We start from the raw sequence: 20,336 nt of genomic DNA, 5'->3' as shown, positions 1-20,336 counted from the left end.
GGGGATTTTTCCCCGAGCCGCCCCACCAAAAAACACCACCTGAAGGGTTCAATCCCCTCGGGTAGTGTTTTTCTGCGCTATTCAGCGCGGATTACGCTTTTTTCGCGGCCTTCTGGTCTTTCAAAAAGCTCTTGTATGCCTTGTATTCTTCGGTCTTGCGCAGTTTTCTTACGCCGAAGATCCACAGCACGATGCCCAGCAGGCAGAAGAACGCTGCCGCGCAGGTGATGATAATGACCATCGTAATAACCGTCGGGCGGGTCAGCTTGATCGTCGTGTTTGCGCCGACACCGTTCATACCGCAGCTGTTGGCGATGGCGTACAGGTTGTGATGGCAGGCCTCACGCATGGCGCTGACGATGACACCGTCGTTCTTGTACTCAGGCAGTTTGTCGGTGACATAGGGCATCATAGCGTCGTAGATGGACACGCCCGCCAGCACGCCGTCCGGGCCGTTGACGTAGACGTTCAGCACGTTGTCGGTAATGACCATACCATCGCAGCCCCACTCGCCGCGCAGGATGCCGTTGACCAAGCCCGCGTTGCCGCCGGACCAGACCGCGCCCCAGCGGGTGTAAGCAATCATAACGCCGTTGCCGTTGCCCACCTCGATGGGAGCCTGGAAGGCTTTCAGGTAGACTTCGCGGGCAGCCTGCTCGTTGATCCAGACGCCCAGACCGATGCGATCCTGCTCGCAGTCGTTCAGCGCAAAGTGCTTCATGACGACGTGAACGCCCTTTTCCTGGATGGCGGCAACCTCGTAGGCGCTCATCATACCGGAGAGGAAGCCGTCCTCGGAGTAATACTCAAAGTTGCGGCCGCCGTAAGGGGTGCGGTGGATGTTGTTGCCCGGGCCGTACAGGCAGGCAATGTTGGCGCTCAGGCAGTTGTTGCCGATGATCGTGCCGACCGCAGTCATCAGGTCGGTGTTGAAGGTCGCAGCCATGACGTCCTCAGACGTAAAGGCCGTGGCAGTCAGCTGGGTAGCACCGCTGCCCAGCAGGCTGGCGGTCAGGCCCTGGGGGCCGTTCTCATCGCGGGTGCCGGGGGCCTCGATGCTCTTGACCGGCATCGTCCAGTGGAACGCATCGCCAATGAGGGTGTTCATCTCGTCGAAAGTCAGGTTGTCCAGCAGGTCGTCCCACTTCGGGTCGTCGTAGTCGAGGCCGATCATGTCATACAGGGTGACGCCGTTGTTCTTGCCCATGGCAGGCAGGTTCACGGCCTCGTAGTCGGCGGGGTCGTAGCGGATATCCTGCAGGTCTTTCTTCAGCTGCTCGGTCAGGGCCAGCTTGACGGTCTCGGTGGGCAGGGTACCGTTCCAGTCGCTGCGGCTCAGCCAGGTCACGGTGTTGTCCTCGCCGTCGTACAGATTCGGGTCGGCGCAGGACAGCTGGTTGGTGATGGCGGTGCCGTTCTCACTGACAGAGTAGGTCGTGGTGTCGAGCTTGTCCTCAGTCCACGCATAGGTCAGGTCGGCGTCGCCGTCGGCGGTCATCTTGCCGTTGGTGGAAGCCACCGTGTAGCCTTTGGCAGCCAGGATGTTGTTCACGGCCTCGTGGGCGTCGTTGGCGGCGGTGAAATAGTAGTCGCCGGCATCCAGAATGTAGGTGCCCGCGCCGTAGGTGTCATAGCTGGCGATATCGCGCTTGTTGACATTCATGGTAACGATCTCGGAGGTGCCGGGGGCCAGCTCTCCCGTCTTGCCGAATCCGACCAGGGCGACGGCGGCCTTCTCGACGCCGTTCTGCTTGTCGTAGTCGGTGTAGGGGCTCTGCACGTAGAGCTGCACGGTGCGCTTGCCCGCGACTGCGCCGGTGTTCGTGACCTTGACAGCGACGGTATAAACGTCCAACGCGTCGTTGTAGTTGACGGTCATATCGCTGAACTTGAAATTGGTGTAGCTCAGACCATAGCCGAAGGGGTAAGCCACAATGTCGCCGTAGGCGTAGTCGCCCGCGTTGCCCGCGCCCATGACGTAATCCTCATAGCGCGTCTCGTAGTACTTGTAGCCTACATAGATACCCTCCTGGTAGATCATGTAGGTGCTGCCCTTGGCAGGCACATCGCCGCCCTCGACATAGCCGTCGTAGACGCTGGGGGTGAAATTCCACATAGCGGGGGCGCTGTAATTGTCATAGCAGTAGGTATCGACCAGACTGCCGGAGGGGTTGACGTCGCCGACCAGAATCTGGGCAACGGCGTTGATGCCGGAGATGCCCACGTCGCCGATCCAGAGCGCGGCATCCACGTCGTAGTCGTTGTTCTTCAGGAAGTCGACCTGCAAGGCGTTAGCGGAGTTGATGAGGACGATGATGCTCTTGATCTCGCCGTTTTTCTTCATGGAGGCGAGGTTTTCCAGCATAGATTTCTCGTTGTCGTCCAGTGCCAGGTAGTTGACCTCGCCGTAGCTCAGGTCCGCACCCTCGCCGCCGACGCGGGAGAGAGTGACGATGGCTGCGTCGCCGTACTGAGCGACGCTGGACTTTACATCATCGGTGTAGACGTCCCAGGGCACTTCCGCCGTGGTGGCGCTGGCGGTGGATACCGTACCGCCATTGGCGCGGGTGTAATCCTTGCCTGCGCCGGTGGCGTAGAAATCCCACAGCGTAGGGTTGACGGTGACGCCGACCTTTTCCAGCGCGGTGCGCAGGGTGTCGGCGGTCGAGGCATCGATATTGCCGGAGCCGGTGCCGCCGTAGACGAGGTTGACGCTGGAGGAGGAGAAGGTGCTGACCTTCGCGTCCTTGGCCAGGGGCAGCGCGCCGTTGTTCATCAGCAGGGCCGCACCCTCAGCCTCGACCTGCTGGGCGACGGTCAAACCGTAGTCGACCATCTCTTCCGGCGAGGAAAAGTCGGTGGTAAAGTACTGTGCGTTGGGATCCTCGTTTTCCAGTTTCCAGAACGTGCCGCCGACAAACGCCGCAACTGTGTTGTCGAAGGTATTCAGGATGGTACACAGGGGAATGAAAACGACCATGAGGATGGCGCAGAGGATCGTCAGGATCTTCCACCCCAGGACGGTCTTACGCTTGGCCTTTTTGTATGCCTTTTTCAGCGCTTTCTTTTGGGCTTTGATTTCGTCCATGATTCTCTCCTTGTTTTTATTTTTAACGGTACAACGCCATTGTACACGATGTAGTAACACTACTGCAACACTTTGCGAAATTCGGTCGTTTTTCTGCGAAATTCGGTTTTGCAGCTACAAAAGCAAGGAGCATTCTTTGTGCAGAGTACACAAAAGAAAGAAAAAACCGTCCTTGTCAAAGGGAGTCTTTAAAATTCAACCCCTTCTCTCGCTGCCACGCCTTTACTATATGGGTGTTTCTCGGCGCGCATCTCGGTCGCGTAGTCAGCCTGTTCCAGCATCCAGGCAGCGGGATTGCGACCGGTGAAAACCACCTCTCTCCCCTGCCCGGCCAGCGCGGCGGCCTGCTGTAACAGGCTCTCGTCCACCAGGCCGGTACGGCAGGCCGCGCAGGCTTCGTCGAGGACCAGCAGATCAAACGGCGCGGCCAGCGCGGTGCGCAGGGCAGCGTTGTTGTGCTCCTTTGCTTCGGCCTTCTCGTCGGCTGTCATCAGCCAGGTGAATTTCGCGTTCGGGCAGGCGTGGACGTCGGCCCCGCAGCGGCGCAGCAGTGCGATTTCGCCGCTGGAACCGTCCTTTAAAAATTGCAGAATCGTCACGTGTTTTTCATGGCCCAGCGCCCGCAGCGCCAGCCCCATGGCGGCGGTGGTCTTGCCCTTGCCGTCGCCGTAGTAGATATGCAGCATGGTATAGCCCCCTTTGGGGGTATTATAGCATATTTTCCGCAAACAAAAAACCGGGGCGAACTTCTCTCGTTCGCCCCGGGGATGTTAAATGATTGGAGTCATAAGCCTCATACCCTTTATCGTTGGTTGCGGTCTTTTAACTCAGTACATTGGAATATCTCCTATGGTATCAGGTAAAGTTCCACTTGCTTAGTCGGGTGGTGTTTCTGCGGTCATATCTGTACCGCCCCTCTCCTGATATATATGTGTCAAGGGTCTTTTTGTGACGGCCCCTGGGTCTCTCTAACAAAGTGCCAACCTACCGTGCATCATATTTTTTCAATCTTTTACAAGTTATGACTTGCGGCTTCGGATGCGGTTCGTTCAGCACTTATAGGCGACCCAGGCCCGCCGGTGATGAATAGGATCTTTAAAGTTTGCCATTGGACTTGAGCCTCCTTCCTTCCGAAATCCGACCGGCACTTGGAACTTTTAGTTCCTTATCTCCGGCTGTTTTCTTTCTGTGACTATACTATATCACACCCCCGGCTGTGCGTCCATTCGCAGAGTTCACAACGTTGCGGCGTCAGATTTGTGCAGGTTCGGCCCTTGCGCGGCAGCGGTGCGCGTGGTATAATAGAAGTGTTGGGGCTGCGTCGGAAGATGCGGCTTTTTTGTTGACAAAGGAGAATCACCATGAAAATCGCAGTCACCTATGCTGACGGCCAGGTCTACCAGCATTTTGGCCACGCCGCACAATTTAAACTGTACACCGTCGAAAGCGGCATGATTTTAGACACCGCCGTTGTGGATGCCACAGCCAGCGGCCACAGCGCCATGGTCAGCTATTTGCAGCGCCAGGGCGTAAACACGGTCATCTGCGGCGGCATCGGCGGCGGCGCGGTCAGTGCCCTGGCCGGGGCAGGCATCCGCTTGTTTGCCGGGACGACCGGCAGCGCCGACCAGGCCGTGCTGGCCCTGTTGGCCGGGAAGCTGGTACACAACCCAGAGGCTGCCAAAGGGCATTGCGGGGGGCACCATTAAAGCCTCCCTTGTTAAAGGGAAGTAGACGGCGTAAGCGGCCGGAGGGATTTCTCCCCCAGGGCCGCCCACATGGCCGCGCCCAGCGTGATGATTGGCGGCTACGACGTGCCCCTAAGCAGATCGTGGCTGCCGCGAAGAAAACCCGCTGCGACGACTTTATCACGGCCCTGCCCGACGGCTACAACACGGTCATCGGCGAAGGCGGCGCAAGCCTTTCCGGCGGCGAGAAGCAGCGTATTTCGATTGCCCAAAGGGCTATGGATCTTCTGACCGATTGATATTCAGCATTAATAGAAAAAGCAAAGCGGAAGCTGCTTTGCTTTTTCCGATTCGCGTATTTATTTATGCGTTATTCTCCGCAACCGCCCCGGCATTATCGATAACCTCAGTCTCCGCCTCAGCCATCCGGCCGGACACCGCATCCGGAACATCTAATTGTACGGCGCTTTTGCCCAAAAAATGAGGTACCTCCTTTAAGCAGTTTGGCTAAAAGGGGGTACCTCATTTTTTTGGGGCAATGCCGCATAATGCTAAGGCAATACCGCATAATTCTAAGTGCCGATACGGCGAGCAAGGTGCGGCAGTTGACCGTTTCTTTCTGTTTTACTTCTTATGGGTCTTGCGTTTTCTCTGTCCGCGGCGGAAAAGAACCACCACCAGAAAGAGTATTACAGCGGCACCGATGTACAGTGTGTAAGTGCGTTTGAAAGACCGCACTGTATAATGAATGATCGCTTGTACAGTCTTGGCTGGCGCGTCATCCTCGCCGTTATAAGCTACTCGTCTGGCTTGCACGATCAGGCGATGGGTATTGATACCGTAGGGGGTGCAGGTCATCAGAGAATCGGCCATTCTTCTGGTCCTTTACGCCTTATTCAAATTTGGTGTATTTATACGATTGATCATCTGCGTTGCTTACTGTGCCGGCGTTGTTAAGATTCGGAATTCGGCAACAGCACGCGCGCTACATCACTTTGCTATGAACAGCACCCCGAGCGTGCCCGGGCCGCAGTGGCTGGAAATCACGCCGCCGGCTCTTGTTTCAAGGATCTCACAGAATACATTAAGCTCTTTCAGATAAGAGCGTACTTCCCCCACTACCTCACGGCTGCAGCCGGAGTGGGTAATAAAGACCCTCTCCGGTCGGGCTGCCTTCAGGTCAGCTTCCATGTCCTTCACATAGGCCATAATCACATTGTCGATTTTCCCGCGGTACTTCTTTGTTGCCCGCATGGCACCGTTTTCCACCACGATCTTGGGGTGCAGCCGCAGCGCACTGCCTGCCAAAGCGGCAACGGCATTGCATCGCCCGCCTCGCCACAGGTATACCAATGTATCAACGACAAAGCTTGCCCGCACCTTCGGGATGAGTTTCCTGACGGCAGCGGTGATCTCTGCCGCCGTATGCCCCTGCTCTGCCAGGATGGCAGCTTCCAACACAAGAAGTCCGATCCCGGTAGAGAGATTCTCGGAGTCGATGATCGTGACCTGCGCGGCGGCATCCAGATCCTCGGCGGCAAGGCGCATGACATTGCCGGAGGTGGACATGCTGCCGGAGATCGAAAAGCAGATCACCTCACGGCCGGCCTCAACATACGGCTGCAGCAGCACTTTGGCATCCTCCAGAGACGGCGCAGAGGTTTTCGGCGTTGCCTTGTTTGCATCCGCCCACGCAAAAATGCGATCGGGTGTGGTATCTTTGCCGTCCCGGAACTCGTTTTCGCCCAGCAGGATATGCAGCGGCAGAATATCGATATCGTACTTCGCCGTCAGCTCCTGTGAAAGATCGCAGGTACTGTCTGAGATGATTTTGACTTTTTGGCCGATTTCCATGGCGTAGCCCCTCCTCAATTTCTGTCACGCTGTCTGTGTGTCAAAAACCGCATCTTCGCATCACAGAGAATACGGGGTGCTCTTCAGACAGCATACCTTTATTTTACTACCATTTTTTGAAATGACAAGAAAAATGTCGCAGGCAGCCACTCAGCCAACGCACCCGCATACAAGTTTTGCCAAGGGGTTCTATTATCACAGGCAAAATGCAACGTACAACGGTACAATTTTTTGTTATCCTCCATACCGAAGTTTTTGGCGCTCAGCTTTCCTCGTCTATATTTGCTGTCTCCCTGGTATAGATCAAACGGCGCGGACAGCCGGTCAGAGAGCACGATCTGGAAGATGTTGCCCTCGTAAATATGATGCCGTGCTCGCTCGACCATTGCGCAGTAGGCAGCGCGGTCGAAGAGCGGTGTAAACTCACCCAGCAGTTTGCCGGGCGGTTCCTGCTTTTTGGTGCCGTGGCGCAGCAGGTCGGCCATCTGCTGCAATTCCCGCGTGGCTTTGTTGTAGTTTGTCTGTACGGCGTCCAGCGGCATATTTGCAATCAGGATGATTTTCTGTCGCAGATTGTCAAAGGCGATGACCTTGTCAAACAGCATCAAATCTACATCTTTAAAGTTCTCGGTATCCTGAGCGTCAGTGCGGGCCTTCGGTTCGCGGTAACCGAGGTAATCATAGGAGAAGTAGCCGACAAGGCCGCCGGTAAACGTTGGCAGGCCGGGCAGGCGCTGGCTTTTGTACCGGGCCAGAATGTCCCGCAGCACCGCCGATGGGTCGTCGGTATGCAGGGTCACGTCCCCGGCGCGCAAGGTTCCGTTCACGCACGTTATCTCCATCTTGGGGTCATAGCCCAAAAACGTGTAGCGGCCCCACTTTTCGTTGGCCTGGGGATTCCAGCAGGTAGCAGTGTGTCGAAACGTTTTTGAGTATCTGCATTGACTCGATGGGCGTGCAGATGTCCGACAATATCTCGCAGCTGATGGGCGCGACCTTGTACTCGCCCCGGGCCGTGAGTGCCTTGACTTCTTCGACCGGCGGTGAAAATTTCATCTTCCCTTCCCCCTTGCAAAAACAAAATGTCCCTGGTAGAAAGATTTCTCTTTCTGCCAGGGACGAAAATTCTTCGCGGTGCCACCCTGGTTCATGGGCCTTGCCGCCCATGCGCTTAGCGGGATGCCAACACATCCCCGGCAACTGACGTATGCCCCCACGTTGCAGAATACTTTGCGGTCGCCCACATTTGACTGCACCCTCGGCGGTCCATTTGGCGCTCCGTTTCCGGCCTGACTCTCAGCATCACAGGCTCTCTGTACGGGCATAGTGCGCCGTTATCTACGCTTCATCGATTTAAATTGTTAAATTTGAGTATAGTAAACCTTGCAATTTTCACATTTTCCGCAGATTTACAATTTCTTCTTTTCCAGTACAAGTGTCTTTTCTTGCCCATGCAGGGTGTATCGTATACAGATGTCGTGGTCAGCATCGACGCAGATATTTTCAGCGTGGGCGGATAGGTCGCGCAAGGCCGCGTATTGTTCGCGCATTTCGAGGGTGTAACGGCTGGGCATGTCGGACGTCAGCAAAATGCCGCTGAACAACGCGTTGACCGTGGCAAGCTGGTCCTTTTGCTGCGGGGTCAACTTGCAGTTTTCCTCCCGTAAAAAGAATACATCCGGATCGCTGCCGTAGGCGCGGCCATTGAGCTGGCGGCGGAAAACCGTGTTGCCGATGCTCTGCTTTGTGGACACCCTCTCGCGGTGGAACAGCCGCATATACCACACGTCGTCCCAGTCCAGGCTCACGTCACAGCCGATGCGGCAGTAATCTACCACGCCGAACGCGGGCATGACCGGCACGCCGCAGCCTAAAATCAGCTTGTCGCCGCACCAGGTGCGCAGCAGCGCTATAGCCCGCTGCATCCGTGCGGCGCGGGATTCGCTTGCGCTGCCAAACGTCGCTGCACCGTACAAAAAGTCGAGCTTTACCAAATCAAAACCCCAGTCGTTCAACACCCGGTCAAACACAGTTTGCAGGTAGTCCAGCACTTCCGGGTTGTCGATGTCCAGTGCATAAAAGCTGCTCCAGTTGCTGCCGCAGCACCAGGGTTGGCCGTTCACTTGCAGCAGCCAGTCGGGATGATCGCGGTAAACGGCAGACTCTTTTTCGCAGACGAAGGGGGCCAACCACAGTCCGGTCAGAAAGCCGCTGTCGTGCGCAGCGTCGGCCAGCGGGCGCAGCCCATGGGGGAATTTAGCGGGGTCGGTTTCGAGCCAATCGCCGACCTTTGCTTCCCAGCCATCGTCGATTTGAAAGAGGTCTCCGGGTTTGAACAGTGCCCTGCACCCCTGCAGGTCCTCCAAAATTGACGCTTCGTCAATGTTTTGGTAGCGGTTATACCAGCTGGAATACCCGGCCAGCTTTTTTGTAGTACGCGGGCGGCAGCCGAGCGCCGCGAACCATGCGTCAAAGACCTCGTCCTCGCTACCCTCAGCAAAGAACAAATCGAACGCCGCAAACACGCTGCCGCCGTGGCACACCCCGGCGCAGTCCCGCTCGATGCGCAAGACAGCCGCCTTGGCGTCGTAGTAAAAAATCGTGTAGCCGGGCGTTTCGTTGAGGCTTGCCACAAGGCGGTAGTGTTCCCCACTGCGGAAATAGCAGTAGGAGAACCCGTGGCTCATGCCTTTTCGTTTGCTGTAGCGCACAAAATGGTAGTCGCCGTAGCGGTCAAAGGCGTATTTGTCCAGCAGAAATTTCGGAATGTGGTCGGTGCCGCGCTGGCGGCCCCACTTGGGCAGTTCCGGGCACTCGGTCCAGGTCTGGTAGCCGTTCATGAAGATTTTTTCATTCTCGGCCATCGGCCAGGACAGCGTCGCCACAGCATTTTCCAGCGTTCCGGCAGGCAGGTCAGTGCGCAGATGCACAGCCCCCTGCCCTACCGAAATCAATGCTGTACCGTCATAGCTTCCCGCATCCGTGGCCGCGCGCCAATGCAGCTCCGTCATATCAGACACCCTCTTTTTTGCCGTGCAGCTGTGCGCTGATCTCGGCCGCGTGGTCGTCGCTCAGGGTGAATTTGTGGCGGAACAGCACCAGCGCCGCGACCAGAACGACCATCGGCAGCACGGTCATCATCAGGCGCAGGCCCAGCAGAGTCGAGGCGCTCTGCGCGGCCACGGGACCGGTCTCCTCGGTGTTGCCGACCAGGCCGATCAGGTCCAGGCCGATGCCAGTCAGGAACACCGCCACGCCGGACGCCGCCTTTACGACGAACGTCTGCATCGAGAAAATCACGCTCTCCTCGCGCCGGCCGGTCTTGAGCTGGCCGTAGTCTACACTGTTCGAGAGGAACAGCGTCGTCAGCACACTGAGCATACCGTTACACGCGAACACCACAACGCCCGGCACGCACAGCAACACCAGATTCCCCGAGAAACCGGTCAGGCAGAGCACAAGCAGCACACCGTAGCCGCCCAGCGCCAGCGCCAGACTTAACGTAAACACGCCGGTATTGCTTAATTTTTTGCGCACGAGCGGGTAAAGGATCATCATGCCCAGAATCTGCGCCGCGCCGCCGATGGTGGAAAACAGCGTGTAGCTGGCTTTCCAGCCCGTTCCACCAAAGTCATATTTAAAGAAGTAGATGATGAAGTTGGACGTGAGGTACAGCGCTGAGTTAATGAGGACGATGCTGCCCACGACGACGAGCGCCTGATCGTTTGCAAACAGCGCCTTGAACATCTCACCGACGGTGGCGGTTTTCATCTCGCCGCCGCTCGTCTCTTTGACACTAGCGCAGCAGAGAATTTCCGTTACAACGAAGATTACGGCCACAATCAGCGCCACCCAGCGGAAGCCAGCGCGCTCACTGTCACCGCCCAAAGCGCCGACGAGCAACATCGTGAACATCGCAATCAGCGCCGAACCGACACCCGCGCAGGTGCGGCCGACGACTGAAAGATTCTCACGGTCTGCGGGGGTTCGGGTCACGGCTGGGATCATTGACCAATAAGGAATGTCCATCATCGTGTAGGTAACGCCCCACAGAATATAAATGACGCTGAAATAGACCATCATCCCGGCTTCGGCCAGCGCGGGCGCGGCAAACAGCGCGTAGAGAACCGCGGCGTTGAGCACGGTACCCGAAAAGATCCACGGCCGGAACCGCCCCCACCGCGTGCGGGTCTTGGCGACCAACACACCCATGAACGGGTCGTTGAAGGCGTCGAACACACGGGCGATCATCAGAATCAGGCCGACGAACGTGGCCGAAAGCCCCAGCACATCCTGATAATAGTACATAACGTAGGATGCCGACAGGGCGTAGACCATATCCTTGCCCACCGCGCCGATACCAAACGCGGCCTTTTGCTTTGTTGTCAGTTCCATGCTGTATTCTCCTCGATTTTTTACACTCTGCGTAGGTAAGTGGAATGGAATTCTGCAACACAACACTTTTGCAAACGGTCCAGCCGTTTTGCTGCAAAAATGCCAGATACGCAACACTCGTCCACCTGCTGTGCAGCGGAAAGCCTGCAATTTTCAGCGCAAGGGCCTGAAGCCTTCCCCAAGGGGAATTCTCTGCATGGGTAAAGGTCGGCGCAATCAGCATGCCATCGTTTTTAAGCACACGGCGAAGCTCGGTGAGGGCTCTCTCAGGATGCGGTACAATGTGTAGCGCATTGGAGACAATGACAACATCAAAGGACTGGTCAGCATAAGGCAGATGGAACATATCCTGCACGGAAAAATACAGCTTGGAGGAAAAATTACCCCGCTTTGCCTGCGCAATCATCGCTGCGGAGGAGTCGGTAGCCTCAATGTGATCAGCAGAACGCAGGAGATGCTTTGCCACCTGCCCTGTACCGGTGGCTACCTCCAAAACGGTTTTGTGCCACACAGCAGGGCGAAGCAATGCATATAATTGATCATAGGCTATTGCGTTCTTGCGCATAAAGCGGTCATAGCCTGCTGCATTTCTGTCCCAAAAATTCTTTTTCGTAATGCTCAACTCCTTGGTTTACATCAACTAACTGCTGCTTATTTGAAAAGCTGCACGTCGGCAGCATGGCAGCTTGCACATGCGAGTTAGAAGAACCTAACCGATGGATCGTAAAAAAGCTGCACGCAGCCAAAACGGCGCACCAGCAACAATTCTACGATATTTCAGTCATATAATAGTAGTCTGGCACCCAAATGTCAATAGGGTGCTACAGGTGCTTTTGTGCGTTTGAATTTCTACAAAATACAATAGCGGGCAGTGCGCTTTACACTGCCCGCTATTGAGAAAAGCTTCCTTTAGCCGTTTTCATCCTTGGGAATGGCCAGATTCAAGAGGATGGCAACGAGTGCGGCGGGCACGATGCCGGAGCCGCCGAATACCAGAGAGAGCATCTGCGGTGCGTGGGCAAGGATGCCGTTGTTGGCACCGATGCCATAGCCGAGACCGAGCGCTACCGAGACGATGCTCAGGCTGCGCGGGGTCAGCGGCTCGCGGGTGATGAGCTGAATACCGCTCACTACGATCGAGGAGAACATCATGACCGCTGCGCCGCCCAGCACCGACTGCGGCATGATCGAGACGAGCGCGCCCAGCTTGGGCACCAGACCGCAGAGGATCAGGAAGATTCCGCCGGTGGCCAGTGCAAAGCGGTTGACGACCTTGGTCATGCTGACAAGGCCGACATTCTGGCTGAAGGAGGTGTTGGGCAGCACGCCGAACAGCGCGGCAAAGCTGGAGCCGATACCATCGCAGATGACGCCGCCGGACAGCTCGGTGTCCGTGGCCTCGCGGTCCATGCCGCCCATGATAACGCCGGAAATATCGCCCACGGTTTCGACCGCCGTGACGATAAACATAATCATGACCGGTGCGATTGCACGCATATCAAACACCGGCTTGACCGGCATCAGCTGGGGCAATGCAAACCATTTTGCCTCGGCCACCTTGTTCCAGTTCAGCACCCATGCCTTGGTATAGGCAACGCCCTCGGCGTTCAGCACCGTGGTGGGCAGAACAAGGCCCATGAGAAACGCTGCAATGTAGCCGCAGATGATGCCCACCAAAATCGAGGAGGAATTCAAAAAGGTGCTGCCGGAGTGCTTGCAGATCAGGATGACGACCAGCACAAAGATGGCGAGCAGCAGGTTTTCGACCGAGCCGAAATCCTGCGCGGTGTTGCCGCCGCCGAAGGAGTTTACGCCGACCGAGATCAGGCTCAAACCGATGGAAAGCACCACCGTGCCGGTAACGACAGAGGGCAGCAGCTTGCGCAGCGGCTTCAGAAAAAAGCCGAGCACTGTCTCGAACAGGCCGCCGATCAGGGACGCGCCCATGATTGCGCCGTAGGCCAGTACGCCGCCGCCCATCGAGGCTGCGACCGAACTGAATACCCCGATGAAGCCGGAGGAGGTGCCCATGATGATAGGCACCTTGCCGCCGATGGGGCCGATGGAATACAGCTGAACCAGTGTGACGATGCCCGCCACAAGCATGGCATTCTGCAGCAGTGTGACGCGCAGGTCGGCAAATTCGCCGCCGGCCAGGCCGCAGGCGCCCGTGATGATAAGCAGCGGCGTAAGGTTGCCGACAAACATCGCCAACACATGCTGCATGCCCAGCGGCAGTGCCTGCTTCAGGGACATCTTGCCTTCAAAGCGAAAGGCTTCGGGGGAAAGATCGTTTTTCTTCATTCCACAACTCCTCAGATAAAATTATTACAATATAACATGTACCGCCGAAGCGGAAGGGCATACCGCCCTATTTACACATTATACCATCCCCTGCCCTGCGATTGCAATTCTATCAGCGGTCACAGCAAAAATTTTGTGGCATTTTGCAGAAAGCTGTACGGTCAGAAGACTTTGATTACCTGCTGCTTGCCGTGCAGGGTGTAGTGTACGGTCAGACCGTTGTCTGCATCCACGGTGCAATTTTCGGCGTGTTCGGTCAATTCCCGCAGGGCGTTGTATTGGCGGCGCATCTCATCGGTATAGCGGCTGGGCATATCGGAGGTGAGCAGGATGCCGCTGAACAGTGCATTGACCTGAGCCAGAGTCTGCTTTTGCTGTGCGGTCAGTTTGCAGTTTTCCTCGCGCAGGAAGAAGACATCGGGGTCGCTGCCGTAGGCGCGTCTGTTGAGCTGGCGGCGGAAAATCGTGTTGCCGATGGACTGCTTTGTAGAGACTCGCTCGCGGTGGAAAAGCCGCATATACCATACATCGTCCCAGTCCAGCCCTACATCACACCCAACGCGGCAGTAGTCAACGATACCAAAGGCGGGCATGACCGGCACGCCGCAGCCTAAAATCAGCTTGTCGCCGCACCAGGTGCGCAACAGCGCCATAGCCCGCTGCATCCGCGCGGCGCGGGATTCGCTTGCGCTTCCAAACGTCGCTGCGCCGTACAAAAAGTCGAGCTTTACCAAATCAAAACCCCAGTCGTTCAACACCCGGTCAAACACAGTTTGCAGGTAGTCCAGCACTTCCGGATTGTCGATGTCCAGTGCATAAAAGCTGCTCCAGTTGCTGCCGCAGCACCAGGGTTGGCCGTTCACTTGCAGTAGCCAGTCGGGATGATCGCGGTAAACGGCAGACTCTTTTTCGCAGACGAAGGGGGCCAGCCACAGTCCGGTCAGAAAGCCGCTCTCGTGCGCAGCGTCGGCCAGCGGGCGCAGCCCATGGGGGAATTTAGCGTGGTCGGTTTCGAGCCAATCGCCGACCTTTGCTTCCCAGCCATCGTCGATTTGAAAGAGGTCTCCGGGTTTGAACAGTGCCCTGCACCCCTGCAGGTCCTCCAAAATTGACGCTTCGTCAATGTTTTGGTAGCGGTTATACCAGCTGGAATACCCGGCCAGCTTTTTTGTAGTACGCGGGCGGCAGCCGAGCGCCGCGAACCATGCGTCAAAGACCTCGTCCTCGCTACCCTCAGCAAAGAACAAATCGAACGCCGCAAACACGCTGCCGCCGTGGCACACCCCGGCGCAGTCCCGCTCGATGCGCAAGACAGCCGCCTTGGCGTCGTAGTAAAAAATCGTGTAGCCGGGCGTTTCGTTGAGGCTTGCCACAAGGCGGTAGTGTTCCCCACTGCGGAAATAGCAGTAGGAGAACCCGTGGCTCATGCCTTTTCGTTTGCTGTAGCGCACAAAATGGTAGTCGCCGTAGCGGTCAAAGGCGTATTTGTCCAGCAGAAATTTCGGAATGTGGTCGGTGCCGCGCTGGCGGCCCCACTTGGGCAGTTCCGGGCACTCGGTCCAGGTCTGGTAGCCGTTCATGAAGATTTTTTCATTCTCGGCCATCGGCCAGGACAGCGTCGCCACAGCATTTTCCAGCGTTCCGGCAGGCAGGTCAGTGCGCAGATGCACAGCCCCCTGCCCTACCGAAATCAATGCTGTACCGTCATAGCTTCCCGCATCCGTGGCCGCGCGCCAATGCAGCTCCGTCATATCAGACACCCTCTTTTTTGCCGTGCAGCTGTGCGCTGATCTCGGCCGCGTGGTCGTCGCTCAGGGTGAATTTGTGGCGGAACAGCACCAGCGCCGCGACCAGAACGACCATCGGCAGCACGGTCATCATCAGGCGCAGGCCCAGCAGAGTCGAGGCGCTCTGCGCGGCCACGGGACCGGTCTCCTCGGTGTTGCCGACCAGGCCGATCAGGTCCAGGCCGATGCCAGTCAGGAACACCGCCACGCCGGACGCCGCCTTTACGACGAACGTCTGCATCGAGAAAATCACGCTCTCCTCGCGCCGGCCGGTCTTGAGCTGGCCGTAGTCTACACTGTTCGAGAGGAACAGCGTCGTCAGCACACTGAGCATACCGTTACACGCGAACACCACAACGCCCGGCACGCACAGCAACACCAGATTCCCCGAGAAACCGGTCAGGCAGAGCACAAGCAGCACACCGTAGCCGCCCAGCGCCAGCGCCAGACTTAACGTAAACACGCCGGTATTGCTTAATTTTTTGCGCACGAGCGGGTAAAGGATCATCATGCCCAGAATCTGCGCCGCGCCGCCGATGGTGGAAAACAGCGTGTAGCTGGCTTTCCAGCCCGTTCCACCAAAGTCATATTTAAAGAAGTAGATGATGAAGTTGGACGTGAGGTACAGCGCTGAGTTAATGAGGACGATGCTGCCCACGACGACGAGCGCCTGATCGTTTGCAAACAGCGCCTTGAACATCTCACCGACGGTGGCGGTTTTCATCTCGCCGCCGCTCGTCTCTTTGACACTAGCGCAGCAGAGAATTTCCGTTACAACGAAGATTACGGCCACAATCAGCGCCACCCAGCGGAAGCCAGCGCGCTCACTGTCACCGCCCAAAGCGCCGACGAGCAACATCGTGAACATCGCAATCAGCGCCGAACCGACACCCGCGCAGGTGCGGCCGACGACTGAAAGATTCTCACGGTCTGCGGGGGTTCGGGTCACGGCTGGGATCATTGACCAATAAGGAATGTCCATCATCGTGTAGGTAACGCCCCACAGAATATAAATGACGCTGAAATAGACCATCATCCCGGCTTCGGCCAGCGCGGGCGCGGCAAACAGCGCGTAGAGAACCGCGGCGTTGAGCACGGTACCCGAAAAGATCCACGGCCGGAACCGCCCCCACCGCGTGCGGGTCTTGGCGACCAACACACCCATGAACGGGTCGTTGAAGGCGTCGAACACGCGGGCAATCATCAGAATCAGGCCGACGAACGTGGCCGAAAGCCCCAGCACATCCTGATAATAGTACATAACATAGGATGCCGACAGGGCGTAGACCATATCCTTGCCCACCGCGCCGATACCAAACGCGGCCTTTTGCTTTGTTGTCAGTTCCATGCTGTATTCTCCTTTCCGGTGACGGAAAATGTTACGGTGACAGGCTCACATTGCGGGGCGGCCACGGTCAGGCTGGCCGTGCCGGTCTGGCCTATCGTGCGGATGTAGGTGCCGCCCATGCCGCCCTCCGCCGTGGCGATGGATGGGCCGACGAGCGCCGCCGCGCCGCTTGCGGCAAATTGCAGCGGCAGCTGGGCGTAGACGGCGGGGCTGCCGTTCTCGTCCAGAATGCGCACCCGCACGGCAGCCATGTCGTAGGTGTCGCCCTCACGCAAGGCGTGGGCTGACGGGGTGACCTCCAGATGCAGCTTGCGGCTGGGGCAGAGCGTCACACTTTTTACTACCGTATCGCCGTTTTTGGCGTCAAACCGCCAGCGGGTGGCCGCGCCGCCCCAGTTGCCCACATACTTGCCGTACAGCTTTACGCCGTCGTCAAAGCTCATTTTGTAGCGAACCATGCACCACGCCAGCCTGAACTTGTAGCGCAGCGGCAGCCCGGCCAGGCCGTATTTGCCCGCTGCCAGCAGGCAGTCGCGCAGCGTGTCGGCCTTGGCCTTGTCGAAACGCTCCTGCGTTTCCAGCAGCTCGCCAATCGTGTCATCCACAGCCAGTGGTGGGTGCGGCAGGGCCGTCCAGCCGCTCTTGTGCAAAGTTGTCACAAATACGTCATTTTTGTAGAGGTCCACCCGCTCGGCGTTCGTGAACACATACACCGTACCCAACTGCCCGGCCGGGGAATCGCCAATGTCCATCGTTGAGCTGACGATCAAAATCGGTTTGCCCCCGCCTTGGGAGGCATAGACGGCGGCGGCCAGTTTCGGGTTGCGGAAGCTGTCCAGCACGCCGTGGTAGCAGATGCGGTCACCGGAGCCAAAATCCTTGTGGGTGGCGTAGTCGAACATGCACCAGCCGAAGCAGCCCGCATGTTCGCCGTCGGCGTAGGCGGCGTTCAGTACCCTCGCATGGCGCAGCGCGTGTTCCTGGCGGTGGGGCGCATCGTCAAAAGGCTTTGTGGGGTACATATGGCCGTTGCACTCCGAAATCAGGAGCGCTTTGCCCATATCGGGGGTCACGTCCTTTTTGCGCTTGGCCCCGGCGTTCATGCCGTTGTGGGAGAAATCGTTGTAGGCGTAGACGTCCTCTAACAAATGGCTTTTTTCCAGATACCGCACACCGGAGGTTGCGCGGCTCGGGTCAAGCTCGTGTGCAATTTTATTCGTTCGGTTGTAAAATTCATCGTCGTCCACACTCTCATTGATGCGCACGCCCCACAAGATAATGCTGGGGTGGCTGCGGTTTTGCAGGATCATCTCTCGCAGCATTTCGCAGGCGCGGTCCTTCCATGCGGCGTCGCCGATGTGCTGCCAGCCGGGCAGCTCGGTAAAGACAAGCAGTCCCAGCTTGTCACATTCGTCCAGAAAGTGCTGGCTCTGCGGGTAATGACTGGTGCGGACGGCGTTGCAGTGCAGCTCGTTTTTCAAAATGCGGGCATCGTTGCGCTGCAAACTCTCCGGCGCGGCGTAGCCGATGTAAGGGTAGCTCTGGTGGCGGTTGAGTCCGCGCAGGAACGTCTTTTTCCCGTTTAAATAAAATCCGTCCGCCTTAAATTCTGCCGTGCGGAAGCCGAATGTCGTCTCACGGCAGTCCAGTACCTGCCCGGCTGCGTCCAGAAGTTCAGCGCGGCAGGTGTACAGGTTCGGGTGGTCGGTACCCCAGGGCTGGGCGTCGGGCAGGGTCAGCGTGCATTCTGCTTTTGCGGCGGCGGGCAGCTGTTGGCCCACAAGTGCCGCGCCGTCCGGGGCGCAGAGGCTCACCCGCAGCACGGCAGCCTTTTCCGGAGCATCAGTAGTTACGGAGACAGCGGCCTCTGTCAGCGTCGGCGTGTGCACAAACAGGTCGGTCACGCAGGTGGCAGCGGTGGTTTCGAGCCAGACCTCGCGGTAGAGTCCGCCGTAGGTCAGGTAGTCGATGACGAAGCCGAAGGGCGGCAGGGCCGGGTCTTCCCGCGTGTCCAGCCGCACGGCCAGCAGATTTTCTGCGTCACGATGCACAAAATTTGTAATTTCCAGTGCAAACGCCGTGTAGCCACCCAAATGTTCCCCCACGAGCTGGCCGTTCAGGTAGACTGCAGCCTGGTGGGCCGCGCCGTCAAACCGCAAAAACAGCCGCGGCGCGTCCGGCAAGGTCAGCGTGCGGCGGTAGCCGCAGGCCATCTCATAGTCTGCGGGATCTGCGTAGTGGAGCGGCAGTTCGCGGCAGGTATGGGGCAGACGCACAGCCTGGCATGGCACGGGTGCGCCGGTGCAAAAGGCATCGCTCCAGATCTCGGTAAATTCCCAATTATTGCAAAGACTGTATTTCATCGTACCGCGATTCCCTCCCATAAAATTGCAACCATTTCGTCGAGCGCTTGCGTGTAGGTTATCCCCTGTTGTTCCAGCGTGCGATCCGCGAGGAAATCCTCAATGGACGCCGAGATCATCCGCTGTAAAATCGGCAGCGATACCCGGCGCAGCACACCTTGCTCCATGCCCTGTTCCAGCAGGGCCAGCGTCGGCTCCCAGCCGTTTTCCAGATGCTCCCGCACACGGGCGGCGACGGCGGGGTACCTTTCATCCAGCAAGGCCATCTGCTGCAAGTCCAGCGCGGTGTACTCCTCCGGCAGGGCGATGATTACAGCCCGCAGCTTGTCGGTCAGCGTGCCGGGGCCGTCGATGATGCTTTGCTTGCGGGCATGGATGTGCGCAAAGGCGTCGTCCACCATGTCCAAAAGCAGCGCTTCCTTGGATGGATAGACCGTGTAGATCGTCTTTTTGCTGATGTGGATGGCTTCAGCGGCCTGCTGCATCGTGAAGCGCAGCCCCTCGCGCCGGAAAAGCGCCATACCTGCCGCCCGGAGTTTTACGCACAATTCGTTGTGTTCATCCATGCTTTCACCTCGCGGAAACTCAAATTATCTTTTCGGTTTCCATTGTAGTGCGAAACCCCTGCTTATTCAAGGGGTTTCCTGTAAGTTCTCTCTTTTCGCTAAGGATGAGCAATTTTTTTCGTCACTTCGCCGAAGGAAAACAGTTTCAGTTTTCGGAATTTCCCCGCGTAAATATCACAGAATATTCCGATTTCGGAATTTTGTTGACGTATGCCGCCAAAAACTCTACAATGAGTACAACATCCGGGAGGTGTACGCCGTGGTTTTGCGCAAAGAGTATCCACCTACTTCCAGGTCACTGCCGACATGACCGCCGAGGAAACTTTCGCCCGCGAAATCGTACCCTTGCGCAATATCCGGGATAACTATGAGAAAATCATTCTGACACTGGACAAAGTGACCCTTGGCAACTATGACGGAATCCGGATCATCCACTTGCCGGATTGGCTGCTGACACAGTAAAATCATTTTTCCCTTACAAAAAGCCGCTTTCCCTCATTTGCAGTGCAAATAAGGGAAAGCGGCTTTGCTTTTAGGATTTGGGGGCTTACTTTTTCAGCACCACACACTCATAGGGGCGCAGGGTGGCGGCAGATTCAGGGTAGTTTCCCAGCAGTTCTTCGGCGGCGGTCCAGCCGTCGGGCAGGGGCTTTGCAATTTCCCATGTCCGCAGGTTACAGAGCACCAGCAGTTCCGTCTCACCGTCGTACCGGCGGTAGGCCAACAGATCTGCGTTATCGGGGTACAAAAATTCGATTCTGCCCGCGCTGATGACCGGCATTTGCTTGCGCAGGGACACCAATTTTTTGTAAAAGCTGCGGATGGAATCCGGGTTGTACATCTGGGCAGCGGCGTTGATGGCCTTGTAGTTGTCGGCAATGCCGATCCACGGCGTACCGGTGGTAAACCCGGCGTTCTCGCTCGCGTCCCACTGCATCGGGGT

17 protein-coding genes and 1 pseudogene are annotated in these 20,336 nt (G+C 57.4%); 3 read left to right on the top strand and 15 right to left on the bottom strand.

Annotated features, from left to right (window positions below):
* Window positions 1-91: 91 nt before the first annotated feature.
* Complete coding sequence (locus ACZO0A_RS11345) at window positions 92-3,088, bottom strand: glycoside hydrolase family 3 C-terminal domain-containing protein (protein WP_486846348.1); 2,997 nt, start codon at window positions 3,086-3,088, stop codon at window positions 92-94.
* 188 nt (window positions 3,089-3,276) lie between these two features.
* Window positions 3,277-3,774 carry a cob(I)yrinic acid a,c-diamide adenosyltransferase gene (locus ACZO0A_RS11340; protein WP_302376394.1) on the bottom strand — a complete coding sequence of 166 codons (498 nt, stop codon included), beginning with the start codon at window positions 3,772-3,774 and terminating at the stop codon, window positions 3,277-3,279.
* A 675-nt stretch (window positions 3,775-4,449) separates the two neighbouring features.
* On the opposite strand from ACZO0A_RS11340, the gene ACZO0A_RS11335 reads away from it, so the two are divergent.
* Both ACZO0A_RS11335 and ACZO0A_RS11330 read left to right on the top strand, forming a co-directional pair.
* Entirely contained in the window at window positions 4,450-4,797 is a 348-nt protein-coding gene (locus ACZO0A_RS11335; RefSeq protein ID WP_302376396.1) for a NifB/NifX family molybdenum-iron cluster-binding protein, read from the top strand.
* 122 nt (window positions 4,798-4,919) lie between these two features.
* Window positions 4,920-5,075 carry a hypothetical protein gene (locus ACZO0A_RS11330; protein ID WP_302376410.1) on the top strand — a complete coding sequence of 52 codons (156 nt, stop codon included), beginning with the start codon at window positions 4,920-4,922 and terminating at the stop codon, window positions 5,073-5,075.
* Window positions 5,076-5,400: 325 nt separating this feature from the next.
* Here ACZO0A_RS11330 and ACZO0A_RS11325 read toward each other — a convergent pair whose 3' ends face one another.
* From ACZO0A_RS11325 to ACZO0A_RS11270, 12 genes and pseudogenes are all read right to left on the bottom strand, one after another.
* A complete protein-coding gene (locus ACZO0A_RS11325) occupies window positions 5,401-5,649 on the bottom strand; it encodes a hypothetical protein (RefSeq protein WP_302376398.1) in 249 nt (82 codons plus the stop codon).
* A gap of 117 nt (window positions 5,650-5,766) precedes the next feature.
* Window positions 5,767-6,630, bottom strand: coding sequence for a DegV family protein (locus tag ACZO0A_RS11320; RefSeq protein WP_302376400.1), 864 nt, complete (start codon window positions 6,628-6,630; stop codon window positions 5,767-5,769).
* A gap of 98 nt (window positions 6,631-6,728) precedes the next feature.
* Window positions 6,729-7,457 (bottom strand): chorismate-binding protein, encoded by a 729-nt coding sequence (locus ACZO0A_RS11315; RefSeq protein WP_308132391.1) that lies wholly within the window; start codon window positions 7,455-7,457, stop codon window positions 6,729-6,731.
* Between the two features lie 22 nt (window positions 7,458-7,479).
* Complete coding sequence (locus ACZO0A_RS11310; RefSeq protein ID WP_308132390.1) at window positions 7,480-7,686, bottom strand: hypothetical protein; 207 nt, start codon at window positions 7,684-7,686, stop codon at window positions 7,480-7,482.
* 353 nt (window positions 7,687-8,039) lie between these two features.
* Complete coding sequence (locus ACZO0A_RS11305) at window positions 8,040-9,641, bottom strand: glycoside hydrolase family 36 protein (protein ID WP_486846347.1); 1,602 nt, start codon at window positions 9,639-9,641, stop codon at window positions 8,040-8,042.
* Window position 9,642: 1 nt separating this feature from the next.
* Window positions 9,643-11,025: a glycoside-pentoside-hexuronide (GPH):cation symporter gene (locus ACZO0A_RS11300; RefSeq protein ID WP_308132388.1), complete on the bottom strand. Its 1,383-nt coding sequence runs from the start codon at window positions 11,023-11,025 to the stop codon at window positions 9,643-9,645.
* 85 nt (window positions 11,026-11,110) lie between these two features.
* Window positions 11,111-11,590 (bottom strand): annotated as a pseudogene (locus ACZO0A_RS11295) (class I SAM-dependent methyltransferase); the annotation flags it as partial.
* 344 nt (window positions 11,591-11,934) lie between these two features.
* Window positions 11,935-13,329 (bottom strand): uracil-xanthine permease family protein, encoded by a 1,395-nt coding sequence (locus ACZO0A_RS11290; RefSeq protein ID WP_291213233.1) that lies wholly within the window; start codon window positions 13,327-13,329, stop codon window positions 11,935-11,937.
* A gap of 161 nt (window positions 13,330-13,490) precedes the next feature.
* On the bottom strand, window positions 13,491-15,080 hold the full coding sequence (locus ACZO0A_RS11285) for a glycoside hydrolase family 36 protein (protein WP_337555984.1): 1,590 nt from the start codon (window positions 15,078-15,080) through the stop codon (window positions 13,491-13,493).
* A 1-nt stretch (window position 15,081) separates the two neighbouring features.
* Complete coding sequence (locus ACZO0A_RS11280; RefSeq protein WP_308132388.1) at window positions 15,082-16,464, bottom strand: glycoside-pentoside-hexuronide (GPH):cation symporter; 1,383 nt, start codon at window positions 16,462-16,464, stop codon at window positions 15,082-15,084.
* Window positions 16,455-18,827 carry a glycoside hydrolase family 2 protein gene (locus ACZO0A_RS11275; RefSeq protein WP_302376405.1) on the bottom strand — a complete coding sequence of 791 codons (2,373 nt, stop codon included), beginning with the start codon at window positions 18,825-18,827 and terminating at the stop codon, window positions 16,455-16,457. The genes ACZO0A_RS11280 and ACZO0A_RS11275 overlap by 10 nt, the downstream gene beginning before the upstream one ends.
* Window positions 18,824-19,393: a TetR/AcrR family transcriptional regulator gene (locus ACZO0A_RS11270; protein WP_294780321.1), complete on the bottom strand. Its 570-nt coding sequence runs from the start codon at window positions 19,391-19,393 to the stop codon at window positions 18,824-18,826. Before ACZO0A_RS11270 ends, ACZO0A_RS11275 begins: the two co-directional genes overlap by 4 nt.
* A 306-nt stretch (window positions 19,394-19,699) precedes the next feature.
* Between ACZO0A_RS11270 and ACZO0A_RS11265 the strand changes: the two genes are divergently transcribed.
* The gene (locus tag ACZO0A_RS11265) at window positions 19,700-19,855 is read left to right on the top strand and encodes a hypothetical protein (RefSeq protein ID WP_294718834.1); all 156 of its coding nucleotides are present in this window, start codon (window positions 19,700-19,702) and stop codon (window positions 19,853-19,855) included.
* Between the two features lie 85 nt (window positions 19,856-19,940).
* Here ACZO0A_RS11265 and ACZO0A_RS11260 read toward each other — a convergent pair.
* On the bottom strand, window positions 19,941-20,336 hold a 396-nt coding region (locus tag ACZO0A_RS11260; RefSeq protein WP_486846344.1), incomplete at its 5' end, for an alpha-amylase family glycosyl hydrolase.

The organism is Gemmiger sp. (assembly GCF_057431175.1).
The sequence above is the reverse complement of the archived record's forward strand: the minus strand, read 5'-3'. Positions and strand labels throughout refer to the sequence as shown.